9 protein-coding genes and 1 pseudogene are annotated in these 14064 nt (G+C 67.6%); 4 read left to right on the top strand and 6 right to left on the bottom strand.

Annotated elements, in window-relative coordinates:
- Window positions 1-203: 203 nt before the first annotated feature.
- The 6 genes from ABD732_RS05700 to ABD732_RS05675 form a co-directional block, all read right to left on the bottom strand.
- Entirely contained in the window at window positions 204-1793 is a 1590-nt protein-coding gene (locus tag ABD732_RS05700) for a GMC family oxidoreductase N-terminal domain-containing protein (protein ID WP_344781507.1), read from the bottom strand.
- Between the two features lie 62 nt (window positions 1794-1855).
- Complete coding sequence (locus ABD732_RS05695; protein ID WP_344782008.1) at window positions 1856-3514, bottom strand: AMP-dependent synthetase/ligase; 1659 nt, start codon at window positions 3512-3514, stop codon at window positions 1856-1858.
- Between the two features lie 157 nt (window positions 3515-3671).
- The gene (locus ABD732_RS05690) at window positions 3672-4823 is read right to left on the bottom strand and encodes an acyl-CoA dehydrogenase family protein (RefSeq protein ID WP_344781505.1); all 1152 of its coding nucleotides are present in this window, start codon (window positions 4821-4823) and stop codon (window positions 3672-3674) included.
- A 13-nt stretch (window positions 4824-4836) separates the two neighbouring features.
- Window positions 4837-6048 (bottom strand): cytochrome P450, encoded by a 1212-nt coding sequence (locus tag ABD732_RS05685; RefSeq protein ID WP_344781503.1) that lies wholly within the window; start codon window positions 6046-6048, stop codon window positions 4837-4839.
- Window positions 6049-6253: 205 nt separating this feature from the next.
- Window positions 6254-6916, bottom strand: a complete 663-nt coding sequence (locus tag ABD732_RS05680; RefSeq protein WP_344781501.1) for a TetR/AcrR family transcriptional regulator — start codon at window positions 6914-6916, stop codon at window positions 6254-6256.
- Window positions 6917-6997: 81 nt separating this feature from the next.
- On the bottom strand, window positions 6998-8629 hold the full coding sequence (locus ABD732_RS05675) for an AMP-binding protein (protein ID WP_344781499.1): 1632 nt from the start codon (window positions 8627-8629) through the stop codon (window positions 6998-7000).
- A 232-nt stretch (window positions 8630-8861) separates the two neighbouring features.
- On the opposite strand from ABD732_RS05675, the gene ABD732_RS05670 reads away from it, so the two are divergent.
- The 4 genes and pseudogenes from ABD732_RS05670 (at window position 8862) to ABD732_RS05655 (ending at window position 14055) form a co-directional block, all read left to right on the top strand.
- Window positions 8862-10460, top strand: coding sequence for an acyl-CoA synthetase (locus ABD732_RS05670; protein ID WP_344781497.1), 1599 nt, complete (start codon window positions 8862-8864; stop codon window positions 10458-10460).
- The gene (locus ABD732_RS05665) at window positions 10457-12067 is read left to right on the top strand and encodes an aldehyde dehydrogenase family protein (RefSeq protein WP_344781495.1); all 1611 of its coding nucleotides are present in this window, start codon (window positions 10457-10459) and stop codon (window positions 12065-12067) included. Before ABD732_RS05670 ends, ABD732_RS05665 begins: the two co-directional genes overlap by 4 nt.
- Window positions 12068-12071: 4 nt before the next feature.
- Window positions 12072-12288: pseudogene (locus ABD732_RS05660) on the top strand (NAD(P)-binding protein); the annotation flags it as partial.
- A 408-nt stretch (window positions 12289-12696) separates the two neighbouring features.
- Entirely contained in the window at window positions 12697-14055 is a 1359-nt protein-coding gene (locus ABD732_RS05655; RefSeq protein WP_344781493.1) for a flavin monoamine oxidase family protein, read from the top strand.
- Window positions 14056-14064 lie beyond the last annotated feature (9 nt).

The raw sequence follows: 14064 nt of genomic DNA, 5'->3' as shown, positions 1-14064 counted from the left end.
TTCTGCCGCCGATCATCTCGGTGCCGAGTTGGACGGCCGGTATGGCTGTCATCGGTCAACTCCGTTCCCAGTCGCAACACTCATCGACTGTTCGTGCGGTCAAATCTGGTGTGGGCAGCCTTCATCCGGGCTGTCAAGGATCCGCTGTCGGCCGCTCAGCGACCTGGGCGGATCGTGGCGCGGTAGCCGCGCCACAATCCGCCTCAGCGGTAGCCGATACCGCCGGATACCGAACTGCCGTCCTTGGCCGGAACCGTCGACATCGCACGTTCGGCGAGTGCGGTGATACTGAGGCTGGGATTGACGCCGGCGTTCGCCGGCATCGCGGAGCCGTCGGTGACAAGCATTTTCTGGTAGCCGTACACCCGGTGCTGCGAGTCGATGACGCCCGTCGTCGGGCTGGTTCCCACGACGGCCCCGCCGAGGATGTGCGCCGTGAACGGCATGTTGAATGCTTCGGTCGCCCACAGCTGGGCGATACCGTTGTACTTCTCGGCCATCTTCGTCAGAAACTCGTTGACTTGCGGGATGAACGTCGGGTTCGGGTTGTTCGGGTCCTGATGTGTCTGCAGGCGGACGCCACGGCCGAAGAGCTTCTTCTTCGGCCGCAGCTCCAGCGCCCCGTCGCGATTCCACATCGCGCCGATAGCCATCGAGCGAGTCGACCACCGTTTCATCCGTGCCGAACGGCCGAAGTCGATCGGATGCCGGACGATTCGAGCGATGAGCTGGAGCGGGCGGGTCACGCGTGTGCCGTCACCGGTCATCGGGAGGAACAGACCGCCCATCGAGTCGGCTGCACCGCCGTAGGTGACGTGCTCGAAGTGCATATCCTCGTTGAGCCAGAGACTTCCACTGATCGACAGCCCTTCGGAGATGTCGGCCGTGCCATCCCGCAAGGTGATCGCGCCGATGGATTCGGCGTTCGTTCGCACGTCCCTGCCCAGATGATCGGACAGACCGGGCAGCGAACCGCGGATCTTGCAGCTGGCCAGGAGTTGATTGGTGCCGACCGGTCCCGCCGCGAACACGACGCCGCGCGCACGGAGCGCCGTGGTACGTCGGCGCACCCACGCGCCGGGATCGCGGGAGATGATCTCGTAGCCGTCGGAGCCGTCCGATGCCCCGATCGGCCGCACATCAACGACCATTCTGTCCGCTTGGATCTCCACACCGCGGCGCTTCGCCAGGTGGAGGTAGTTCTTGTCCAGAGAATTCTTGGCGTTCTCTCGACATCCGACCATGCAGCGGCCGCAGAACGTGCAACCGGCTCGGTCCGGCCCCTCGCCTCCGAAATAGGGATCCGGAACCGTCTTGCCGGGTTCACCGAAGAACACGCCGACGCGCGTCGGATGAAAGCTGCTCGCGCTGATGCCGAGATCCTCGGCGGTGGCGATCATCATCCGGTCGCGGGATGATTCTCGGGGCGTCTGAACCACGCCCAGCATCCGCTCGGCGACATCGTAGAAAGGGTCGAGGTCGGTCTCCTCGCCGATCGCCTGGTTCACCGAGTCGCGGAAGCGATCGGTGCCTCGGTACAGCGTCTGGCCGTACACGAGGCTTCCACCGCCAACCCCCGAGCCGGAAATGATCGACACGTCCTTGAAGAACGTCAGCCGCAGAATTCCGCGCATGCCGAACTTGGGCATCCAGAAGTACTTGCGGAGGTTCCACGTCGACTTCGGGAGATCCTCAGTGTGATAGCGCCGACCGCATTCGAGGACGCCCACCGCGTACCCGCGCTCGGCGAGGCGCAAGGACGCCACGCTTCCCCCGAAGCCGGATCCGATCACGATCCAGTCGTAGTCGAACTCTCCGGGCGCCGACCCGTCCCGCAGCGGATCTCGGCGGCGCATCACATCGAACCGTTCTCGGCGTACATCGACTCGATCTCTGCTGCGTATTTGGCATTGATCGGCTTGCGCATGAGCTTTCCGGTCGGCGTCAGTTCGTCGCCACCCAACGGCCAGAAGACCGGAAGCAGCTCGAACTTCTTGACCTGTTCGACGCGAGCGAGCTGCTCGTTACCTGCGTCCACGCCTTGTTGTACGAGCGCCCGCACCTTCGGATCGCTTGCGAGAAGTGCGGGGTCCGCCTCCAGCCCCAGCTGGGCGGCGAATACCGGTGCCGCCTCCGGGTCCAGAGTGATCAACGCGACGTTGTACGGTCGCGCATCACCGATCGCGACAACGGTGCCGATCAGCGGCGAGGACGTCGAGATCGCGTTCTCGACGTTGATCGGCGAGATGTTCTTGCCGCCGGCGCTGATGATGAGTTCCTTCTTCCGGTCGACGACGCGGAAATAGCCATCGTCATCGACGGTCACGACGTCGCCGGTATGGAACCAGTTCTCCGCGTCGATGGCGTCTGCGGTCTTCGCCCGATCGTTGCGATATCCCCGCATGAGAAATGGTGCACGGATCAGCAGTTCACCGTCGTCGAGCAGCTTCCACTCGTAGCCGGGCAACGGGCGGCCGACCGTGCCGTGCCGCGCCTCTTCCGGCGTGGCGCCGGTAGCGAATCCGACTTCCGACATTCCCCACCCGTCGCTCACCGGAACACCGAGATTCTGCAGGAACGTGTAGACACCCTGTGGGCACGGAGCCGCTCCGGAGATCGCCCACTTCAGCCGGCGGAGGCCGAGCTTGGCGCGGATCGCATCGACGACTTCCGGAACTCCGGCGTCGAAGCCCGCTTTCGCCTGCTCGTTCGCGCCGAGTTGGAGCTCGACGCCGATCTTGATCTTCTCCCACACTCTCGGGACGGCAGCGAAAACGGTCGGCTGGACGTCCACGAGTGCTTCGGGGAGCTGCTTGAGATCACTGACGGTCGTGATCTGCGCGCCGCTGATCGTGCCGAAGTAGTAGCAGCAACACCGGTCCGCGGCATGGGCCGACGGGAGGTACGAGATCGCTGAGTCGGTGTCATCCGTCGGGTACGCGGCGCCGAAGGCTTTCGACATTCCCAGCACGCCGGCGTGAGTGTGTTCGACTCCCTTCGGGTCACCGGTCGTTCCGGAGGTATAGATGATGCACAGGACATCGTCCGGCGAGACCGACTGCCATGCCGCCTCGAAGTCGAAGTCGGGCTCGGGTGCCAGGCGGTCGACGTCACCGTCGTCAACGACGAGCAGGTGATCGATCTGGACGCCTGACGCCTTGATCTTGTCCACGTACTGCTCCTCGGTGACGACGATGCGTGCGCCCGAGTGCGTGAGCAGATACTTGATCTGTTCCGGTGAACATGTGTTGTAGATCGAGAATGTTGTTGCGCCGAGGTGATTCGCGGCCATCTCGGTGAGGTTGAACTCAGGACGATTCGTCAGCAGGGTCGCGAAAACGTCGCCGCGCTCGAGGCCCAGGTTCGCCAGACCGCCGGCGATCCGGCGAACCTCTCCGTTGTATTCGCGCCACGTCAAGGAGATCGCTCCGTCATGACTCCGGAGGGCGACCGCATCCGGTTGCAGCTCGACCTGACGTTGGAATGCTTGGGGCAGGGTCGATGGTTCAGACATGGGTTCTCCTGGAATGAGTTTCGCGGATGGGTTCGTGGTGTCGATCACGTCCATGCAATCGTAGTGACTGACCACACGTACAGTCAATAGCTTTTCTCAACAGCGGATCCCCCGGTGCCTTCGGGCCGCCGGGGGATTCGCTGTGGCAGGTGACGGGTCAGTCCAGGCCGAGGTTCTTGCCGATGATCTCGTTCATGATCTCGGTGGAGCCGCCGCCGATCCCAAGGATCCGGGCGTCCCGGTAGAGCCGCTCCACCTCGTTCTCGCGGATGTAGCCCATGCCGCCGAAGATCTGGACGGCGTCGTTGACCACCGACTCGCAGGCGGCGACGGCGGTGTTCTTGGCCATTGCCACCTCGGCGCTGGTTACCCCGCCGGCGACGTACCGGCTGGTGACGTCCCGGACGAAGACCCGCGCGACCGTCACCTGCCGGGCCATCTCGGCCAGCCGATGCCGGATCACCTGGCGTTGGGCCAGCGGAAGACCGAAGGTGGTGCGCTCGCGGGCCCACGGGATGGTCAGGTCCAGGGCGCGCTGGGCGGTGGAGTACGCCTGGACGGCGAGTTGGAGACGTTCGCCGTCCAGGCGTGGCATGACTTGGGCGAAGGCGCTGCCCTCGGCCCCGACCAGGTTGGCGGCGGGCACGCGCACGTCCACCAGGCTCAGTTCGGCGGTGTCCGAGCAGCGGCACCCCATCTTGTCGAGCGTGCGGGTCACGGTGAACCCCGGGCTGTCGGTGTCGATGACCAGCAGAGACAGTCCGGAGTGGCCGGCGCCGCCGGTCCGCACGACGGTGGTCACGTAGTCGGCCCGCACCCCGGAGGTGATGTAGGTCTTGGCCCCGGTCACCAGGAAGTCGTCGCCGTCGCGCCGCGCGCGGGTGGAGATCGACGAGACGTCGGACCCCGCCCCGGGTTCGGTGATGCCGAGGGACCCGATGGCCCGCCCGGCCAGGGTCGGCCGCACGAAGGCGTCGATCTGCGCGGCGTCGCCGGCGGCCGCGATGTGCGGGGTGGCGATGGTGTGGGTGAGCAGGGCGGCGCACACGCCGGGGCTGCCGCCGTTGCCGATGATCTCCTCGACCAGGATGAACAGGTCGATGAGGTCGCCGCCCCCGCCGACGGTCTCGGGAAAGGACAGACCCAGGAGCCCGAGCTCGCCTGCGCCCATGTGCAGGGACCGCGGCACCGCGCCGTCGCGTTCCCATTCGTCCATGTGCGGGGTGATCTCGCGGCGGGTGAAGTCCGCGGCGAGGGAACGAAGGGCCCGACGCTCGGGGGTGTCCCAGGAACCGGTGGTGATGGTCACGAGGAAGTTCCTGTCAGCGGGTGAGACGGACGGGCAGGGAGGTGATGCCGTTGACGAAGTTGGAGCGCAGGTACTCCGGTTCGCCGGCCAGCTCGATCGTGGGGAAGCGGGCGAAGATCGCGTTCAGCAGGGTGCGCGCCTCCAGGCGGGCGACGCCGTTGCCCAGGCAGAAGTGGGTGCCGAAGCCGAAGGACAGGTGGGGGTTCTCCGTGCGGGTGATGTCGAAGGTGTCCGGGTTCTCGAAGACGGCCTCGTCCCGATTGGCGGCCGCGTACGAGAGCACCACTTTGTCGCCGGCCGAGATCTTCTGGCCGTGCAGTTCGATGTCCTGCACGCAGGTGCGTCGGAACGCCATGATCGGCGGGAACATCCGGAGGATCTCCTCGACGGCCTGCGGCATCAGGTCGGGGTCGGCGCGCAGCGCGGCCCACTGGTCCGGATGCTTGTCGAGCAGGACGAGGGCGCCGTTGAGCAGGTTGCGCGTGGTCTCGTTGCCGGCGATCACCAGCAGCTGGAAGAACCGGTCGAGCTGTTCGTCGGTCAGGCGCTCGCCGTCGACCTCGGCGTTGACGACGGTGCTCCACACGTCGTTGGTCGGGTTGGCGCGCTTCTCAGCGGTCTTCTCGCGCGCGTAGGCGAACAGCTCGAGGAAGGCGGACACGTAGGACTTCTTGTCCACCGCCTCCGGATCGTCGAAGCCCACCATGCGGTTGGTCCAGTCGAACAGCTTGTGGCGTTCCTCGGTGGGGACGCCCAGGATGTCGGCCAGGACCAGGACGGGCAGTTCGGAGGAGACCCGGTCCACCCAGTCCATGGTGCCGCCGTCGCCGAGCGAGTCCACCAGTTGCTCCGCGTGGGCGGTGATGGAGTCGGCCATCTGGCCGACGGAGCGGGGAGTGAAGGCCTTGCTGACGATCTTGCGCATGCTGCCGTGCTCGGGCGGATCGATGTTGAGCATGGCCTGCCGCTGAATCGCGAGCTCGGCGGGCGGTACGTCACGGATCCAGGTCCCGCCGGCCGCGGAGCTGAAGATCTCGGGTTGCTTGCTGGCCTCCATCACGTGGGCGTGACGGGTGAGGTACCAGAAGCCGGGGCCGCCCGGGAAGTCGTCGGTGGCGGGCTCGGGGATCCAGGCGACGGGGTGGTCGCGCCGCAGACGGGCGACCTCGTCGTAGGGGAATCCCGCGGCGTAGGTGTCGGGGTTGCCCAGGTCCGGCATGGTCATGATGTCTCCTTCTGTCTCGCGGCGCAGAGGCTGAAACCGCCTTGGGTGCGGCGGGAATGACGCGGAGGGAAACGCCGGTAGGTGTCAATCATTTCGTGATCCGCGATACGGCCCACTCTACTGACCGTACGAACGGTCAGTCAAGTGGTCGCAGATCCTCGCCGCGACTCCGCGGGAGGTGAGCGACGACGGGCGAGGCGGGTTTTTACTGGGGCGTCGCTTCGAGCACGTCGCGGACGAAGCCGGCCACCCGGCCGTCCGGATCGGCGAGCTCAGCGAGTCCGTAACGATCGGCGAGCAGCCCGCCCAGCACGATGTCGACCATCGTGGCGCCGACAGACTGGGGCGTGTTCGGGGCGCCGGGCCTGAACCAGGTCCACATCCACTGGCCGGCGCCGAATACCAGCATCGTGGCGACGTCGGGGTCGATGCGGCGGAACACGCCCGATTCGACGCCGGCGGCGATCTCGTCACTCACCAGCTGCTGGATCTGCGCCCGCAGGCCCCGGATCTTGCGCATCTCCGGATCGTCGGCCAGCTGGATCACCTCACGCTGCGTGGCGATCGTCGCGTCGCGGTCGGTGACCTGGTACAACGCCGTCGCATAGATGATGGCGGCCACCCGGTCGGCGGGGGAGGTCAACTTCTCCCAGAGGAGGTCGACCTCGCCCCGACGCCGGTTCATGTAGCTCTCTTCCAGATCCCGCAGGATCTGGGCCTTGGTGCCGAAGTGGTGCACGATCGTACCCTTGGACATCTGCAACTCCGCGGCAATGTCGCCGAGGTTGGTCTGGTCATAGCCGCGCTCGGCGACATGCCTGATGAACGTCGCCAGGATCTCGTCCTTGCGGCCGGGCCGACCTGCCATGCCTCACTCCTTCGCGCGACCGGATGACTCGTGACACGCGGTCGTACCGCCGTCCGGGTGGGTCGCGCGTTCGCTCCTCGGTTACGCGTACAGTTCGTCGATCTCCTCAGCGTACTTCGTGGTGATCTGCTTCCGGCGAAGCTTGGATGTGGGGGTCATCTCGTCGCTGCCCGGCTCCCAGAAGGTCGGGAGGATGGTGAACTTCTTGAGCTGTTCGACCCGGGAGAGCTGGGCGTTGCCCTCCTCGACGCTCTGGCGGACCAGTTCCCGGACCTTGGCGTCGGCGGCGAGGACGTTCGGGTCGAGGTCGAAGCCAAAGGCGGCCGTCGCCTCCGGGTCGAGGACGATGAGGCCGACGTTGTATGGGCGAGCGTCGCCGATGACCGCGACATGGGCGATCAATGGGGAGGCTGAGGAAATGGCGTTCTCGATGTTCGCCGGGGACATGTTCTTGCCGCCGGCACCGATGATCAGCTCCTTCTTGCGGTCGACGATGGCCAGGAAGCCGTCGTCGTCGATCGTGGCGATGTCGCCTGTGTGCAACCAGCCGTCGGCGTCGACGGTCTCGGCGGTCTTCGCCGGCTCGTTGCGGTAGCCCTTCATCACCGTCGCGCCCCGGATGAGCAGCTCGCCGTCGTCGAGTAGCTTGCCCTCGATGCCCGGCAGCAGGGGCCCGATGGTGCCGTTCTTGGCCACAGACGGATCAGCGCCGGAGGCGAGGCCGCATTCGGACATGCCCCACACCTCCGAGACCGGGAGGCCGAGGGTGGTGAGGAAGCGGTACACCTCGGGCGGGATGGCGGCCGAGCCGGACATGGCCCAGCGGAGGCTGTCCAGGCCCAGCTTGGCGCGCAGCGCGACCGCGACCTGCGGGCTTCCGGCTGCCAGTGCCTCGGCCATCTCGGGTGCGGCGCGCAGCTGCAGTTCGACGCCTAGCTTGATCTTCTCCCAGAACCGCGGGACGGCGACGATGTAGGTGGGCGTGATCTGCGGCAGTGCCTCCACCATGCGGGCGGCATCGGCGACGCAGGTGAGCTCGCTGCCGTAGAGCAGGTGGAAGTAGTGGCCCATGCACCGGTCGGCGATGTGCGACGACGGCAGGTACGACACGCCGCGGTCGGCGGCGGACATGGGGAAGACGGCGGACACCGAGTCGGCCAGGGCCAGCAGGTTGGCGTGGGTCATCTCCACGCCTTTGGGTGAACCGGTGGTCCCGGAGGTGTAGATGAGGCAGGCGACGTCGCCGGGGCGCACGCCGCGCCACGTCGACTCGAAGTCGAAGTCGGCGGCGGGGGTCAGCGCGTCCAGGTCGCCGTCGTCCACGGTGAGCACCGTCAGACCGGGTGTGGATGCCGAATGAATCCGCTCGAGGAAGGCCCGTTCGGTCACCACGACGGAGGTCCCGGCGTGTTCGAGCAGGTAGGCGACCTGATCGACGGAGCTGGTGTTGTAGATCGAGAAGGTGGTGGCCCCGAGGTGGGAGGCCGCGGTCTCGACGAGGTTGAACTCGGGGCGGTTGGTCAGCATGGTCGCGACGGTGTCGCCGTGGCCGACTCCGAGCGCGGCGAGCCCGCCGGCGATCCGCTCGACCTCGGCCGCGTACTGGTGCCAGGTGAACTCCTGGCCGGAGTCGAAGCCGCGCAGGGCGAGGGCCTCGCCGCGGGCCGCCGCCGTCTGCTGGAAGGCCTCGCACAGGGTCTGTGGTCGGGACATCGTTTGCTCCTTCGTCACCGGGGGTCGGTGTGGGGTCTGACAAGAGGGGCCACGCGGCTGCGAGCGGTGAGGTGTAGCGGGGATACGAAGGTTGAATTCCGACCCTACGTCCACTTGACACCGAGCGTGGTGCACACCACAATACGTATTGACCGCACGTACAGTCAATAGGTTCGGGGCGGTGCCACCCAGAGATGGCCCCCGGCCAGACCATCCCGACTCGGAGGACGCGATGTATCCCGGATTCCATGCCCGAACGACTCCCGGGAAGGCCGCCGTGGTGATGGCCGACTCCGGGGAGACGCTCACCTACGGCGACCTCGATGTGAACTCGGCGCGGCTGGCCCGGGTGCTCCGGGAGCGCGGACTGCGTCCCGGGGATCATCTGGCGCTTCTGACCGACAACGCGCCGCGGGCCTTCGAGGTGTACTGGGCCGCCATGCGCTCCGGGCTCTACATCACGGTGGTGAACAACCATCTCAGCGCCGAAGAAGTGGCCTACATCGTCGACGACTGCGGGGCGCGCGCCTTCGTGACCTCGGTGGCCTGCACGGATGTCGCCGCGGGCATCGTCGACGCCACGCCTGCCGTCGAGCTCCGGCTCGCCTACGGCGGGCCCGTCGCCGGGCACGAGAACTACGAGGACGTCCTCGACGGTGTGTCGGCGGAGCCCCTCGAGGACGAGCCCGCCGGATACGACATGCTCTACTCGTCCGGCACCACGGGCCGCCCGAAGGGCATCGAGGCGCCGCTGCCGGGTAGGCCGGTCGCCGAGGTGGGCAACTCGTTCGTCCGCTCCCTCGCCGGCCCCTACCGGCTGAACGCCGACACCATCTACCTCTCCCCGGCACCGATCTACCACGCCTCGCCGCTGCGCTTCATCGGTGCCGTGCACGGCGTGGGCGGCACGGTGGTGGTGATGCGCAAGTTCGACGCGGAGATCGCACTGCGCTGCATCGAAACCTACAGGGTCACCCACAGCCAGTGGGTGCCGACGCACTTCGTCCGGATGCTCAAGCTCCCCGCGGCCACGCGGGCCGGCTACGACGTCTCCAGCATGACGATTGCCATGCATTCGGCCGCGCCGTGCCCCGTCGACGTCAAGCAGGCCATGCTCGAGTGGTGGGGGCCGGTTCTGTACGAGGGCTACTCGTCGACCGAAGGCCACGGCGCCACGTTCATCGGCCCAGACGAATGGCTCACCAAGCCCGGATCGGTGGGGCGTGCCATCGTCGGCACCCTCCACATCTGCGACGACGACGGCACCGAGGTGCCCGCCGGCGTCGACGGGCAGGTGTACTTCGAGCGCAAGCGCGTCTCGTTCACCTACCGCAACGACGACACCAAGACCCGCTCGGTGCAGCATCCGCAGCATCCGACGTGGCTGGCCACCGGGGACATCGGCCACGTCGACGAGGACGGCTACCTGTACCTCACCGACCGCACCTCGTTCATGATCATCTCCGGCGGGGTCAACATCTACCCGCAGGAGACCGAGAACGTCCTCACCATGCATCCCGCGGTGCACGACGTCGCCGTGATCGGCACCCCCGACCCGGAGATGGGCCAATCGGTCACCGCGGTGGTGCAGCCGGTGGACTTCGACGCGGCCGGCCCCGAGCTCGCGGCGGAGCTGATCGATTACACCCGCGGGCACATCGCCCACTACAAGGCCCCGCGCCGAGTCGACTTCGTGCGGACCCTGCCCCGGACCGAGACCGGCAAGCTCGTCAAACGGCAGATCGCCGACCGCTACCTCACCGACCAGACGGCCGCACCCGCGGCGGCCGCGACCCCCGTCACCACTCTTCCCGGAGGCCTTGTCCGATGACTACCAGCACCACCGACTCCAGCACCCCCGCTCCCGGCGCAGCGGCGTCGACCGACGAGCGGATCGCCGTCGTCAATCCGGCCACCGGCCTCCAGATCGGTTCGGCGCCGGTCTTCGACGCCGCGGCCGTCGCCGAACTCGCCGCGCGCGGCCGCGCCGCCCAGCCGGGGTGGGAGGCGATGGGCTTCGACGGTCGCGCGCTGGTGCTGCGCCGCATGCAGCAGTGGATGAGCGACCACGCCGACGAACTCCTGGAGATCCTGCAGGCCGAAACGGGGCGGGTCTTCGAGGACAGCGTCCTGGAGCTGGCCTACCCGTTGACCGCCCTGGGTCACTGGGCACGTAACGCCGAGAAGTACCTGCGGCCCCAGAAGGCGGCCGCGAGCTCGCCCTTCGTGCTGAGTAGGCGGCTGCGCAGCTACTACCGGCCGTACGGGTTGGTGGGGATCATCGCGCCCTGGAACTTCCCGATCACCATTGGTTTCGGCGACTCGATCCCAGCGCTGGCCGCCGGGAACGCGGTCATCCTCAAGCCGTCGGAGATCACCCCGCTGTCGATCGAGGTGATCCGCCGCGGACTGGAAGAGTGCGGCATGCCCGAAGGTGTGTTCCAGATCGCGACCGGTGCCGGGGCCACCGGAGCCGCCGTGGTCGACGTCGTCGACATGGTTATGTTCACCGGGTCTACGGCCACCGGCCGCAAGGTGGGCGCGCAGGCCGCGCAGCGGCTGATCCCGGCCTCGCTGGAACTCGGCGGCAAGGACCCTATGATCGTGCTGGCCGACGCCAACCTCGAGCGCGCCGCCAATCTCGCCGTGTTCGGCGCCACCGTCAACAGCGGCCAGGTGTGCCTGTCCACCGAGCGGTTCTACGTCGAAGAGGCAGTGTACGACGAGTTCGTCTCCCGCGTAGTAGCCAAGGTGTCGGCACTGCGGCAGGGGGTGCCCGTCGCTCCCGGCTCGGTGGACGTCGGCGCCATCATCACCGCCGACCAACTGGAGGTGATCGACGCGCAGGTGCGGGACGCCGTCGCCAAGGGTGCGCGGGTGCTGGTAGGCGGTCAGCCGGTGCGCGGCGTCACCGGCCGTTTCTACGAGCCCACCGTCCTCGTCGACGTCGACCACACCATGGCGTGCATGACGGACGAGACGTTCGGTCCGCTGCTGCCGATCATGAAGGTCGCGGACGCGGACGAGGCAGTGCGCCTGGCCAATGACACCCGCTACGGTCTCGCGGCCACCATCGTGACCCGGGACCGGGCGCGCGGGGCCGAGCTGGCCGGCCGCATCGACGCCGGCACCGTGTCCGTCAACGACATGCTCACCCACTGCTTCGCCCTCGGGCTGCCGATGGGCGGGGTGAAGACCTCCGGGATCGGAACCCGGCACGGCGCGGCCGGGATCCGGAAGTTCTGTGCCACTAAGGCCGTCCTCGTCGCGCCGTCATTCCCGAACGCGGACATCCACTTCTATCCCGCCAACGAGAAGGTCTCGCCGTTGCTGCTGGCCGCGGTGACCGGGCTGTACGGCACCGCAAGTCGGGTCGCCCGCGCTACCCCGCGCGCGCTGGCCACTGCGCGGAGATTGCGTCGGGAATTGGGTCGTTGACGCGGTGACCAGCACCGACTTCGGCGTTCTGGTGATCGGTTCCGACTTCGGTGGGAACGTCGCCGCGCTCCGGCTCACCGAGAAGGGCTTTCGGGTGGGCGGTACTAGAAGCCGGCCGACGGTTCGCCGATCGGGACTTCGCGAAGACGTCCTGGCGGCTGCGCGGCTACGTCTTCGCGCCCGCGTTCGGCTGTCAGGGGATTCTGCGGATGCCCCTGCTGGGGGAAGACGATCATAAAGCCGAACAAGAAACCTAAACTAGAGACGGTTCACTTTTGGACCGCCGAAACCGTTCAGGTTTCGACCGCCGCCGACAAGCGTGGCCGCACACCTCCTGCATACGCGCAGTTCAACGACATATCAGCAGCGAGTCCAGAGTTTCAGTCGAATCCCAGTCCAGGCTTTCACGTTTCTGCAGACGACCAATCCGGAACCTCGACGCCTGCGGCACCGACTGCGCCGTCCACTAAAGACCCAGCTCCCGTCCGCAAACCCAGCGGTCGCGAGCGCTGGGTTCGGAGCCGGAAGCTGGGTTCGTCCTTCGCGTAACACCCCCACGCGTGCACCGAACGGCGCGACGGACGTGGCCGCGCACCTATCCTGGTGGGAGCCTGTAGGAGGGATCCGCCGTGCGAGATGCCGATGTCGTCGTGGTGGGAGCCGGGCTGGCCGGCCTGAGTGCGGCCCGAACGCTCCTCGACGCCGGACGGTCGGCGATCGTGCTCGAAGCGCGCGACCGCGTCGGCGGCCGGACCGAGGGCGACGTCATCGACGGCCACCCGGTGGAGCTGGGCGGCACGTGGATCGGCGAGGGCCACAGCGAGATGTACCGCCTCGTGGCGGACCTGGGCCTCGAGACCTTCCCGACCTGGAACGACGCCGGTTCACTCCTGCTCGACCTGAGCGGCAAACGCTCACGCCTCGCCCCCACGAAGGGCGCCACGCCGAAACTGAACCCGATCGCCCTCGCCGACCTCGCCCAGGGACTGGCCCGCTACGGCCGGCTCGCCCGCAGCGTGAATCCGCGCGCCCCCTGGACACATCCGAAAGCGGAGACCCTGGACGGCCAGACCTACGAGACCTGGGTGCGCCGGAACCTGCGGACCCCCACCGGCCGCGCCTACTTCCGGGTGCTCGCCGAAGCGGTCTACGCGGCCGATCCGGCGGACCTGTCCCTCCTGCACACGCTCTTCTACACCGCGAGCAACGGCGACCTGGAGACGCTCGCGTCCACCGATCGCGGCGCCCAGAAGGACCGGGTGGCCGGCGGCTCGGTCCAGGTGGCCGAAGGCCTCGCCACCGGCCTCGACGTCCGCCTGAACACGCCGGTCCGTCGCATCGCTCAGGACGCAGACGGGATCACCGTGACCGCCGGCGACGGAACGGCTTTCACCGGCCGGCACGTCATCGTCGCCGTGCCCCCGACGCTCGCCGGGCGCCTGGACTACGACCCCCTGCTCCCCGCCTGGCGCGACCAGCTGACCCAGCGCGCTCCGGCCGGCACCGTGGTCAAGTGCTTCGCCTCCTACCCCACGCCGTTCTGGCGCGAGGAGGACCTCAACGGGCAAGCCGTCTCCGACACCGGCCCGGTCAAGGTGACCTTCGACGTCTCCCCTCCCGGCGCCGAGATCGGCGTCCTCCTCGGATTCGTGGAAGGCGGCGATGCCCGCCGCTGGCAGCGGCTGCCCGACGGGGAGCGCAGGCGCCAGGTGCTCGATTGCTTCACCGGCTACTTCGGCCCCGCCGCGGCCACTCCTATGACGTATCTGGAGAAGGACTGGAGCGCAGAGGAATTCACTCGCGGCTGCTACGGAGCCCACTTCGCCCCCGGTACCTGGACCAGCTACGGCCCCGCGCTGCGTGAGCCGATCGGACGGATTCACTGGGCCGGTGCCGAGTACGCCGTCGAGTGGAGCGGCTACATGGAGGGCGCGGTGCGCTCGGGCCGCCACACGGCCGGCGAGATCCTGCGCGCGGCGAATCGCTGAGCGCCGCCC

It is taken from the genome of Gordonia caeni, assembly GCF_039537105.1.
Taxonomy (GTDB): Bacteria; Actinomycetota; Actinomycetes; order Mycobacteriales; family Mycobacteriaceae; genus Gordonia; species Gordonia caeni.
Note: the sequence above shows the minus strand (reverse complement) of the source record. Positions and strands in the feature narration are given on the sequence as shown.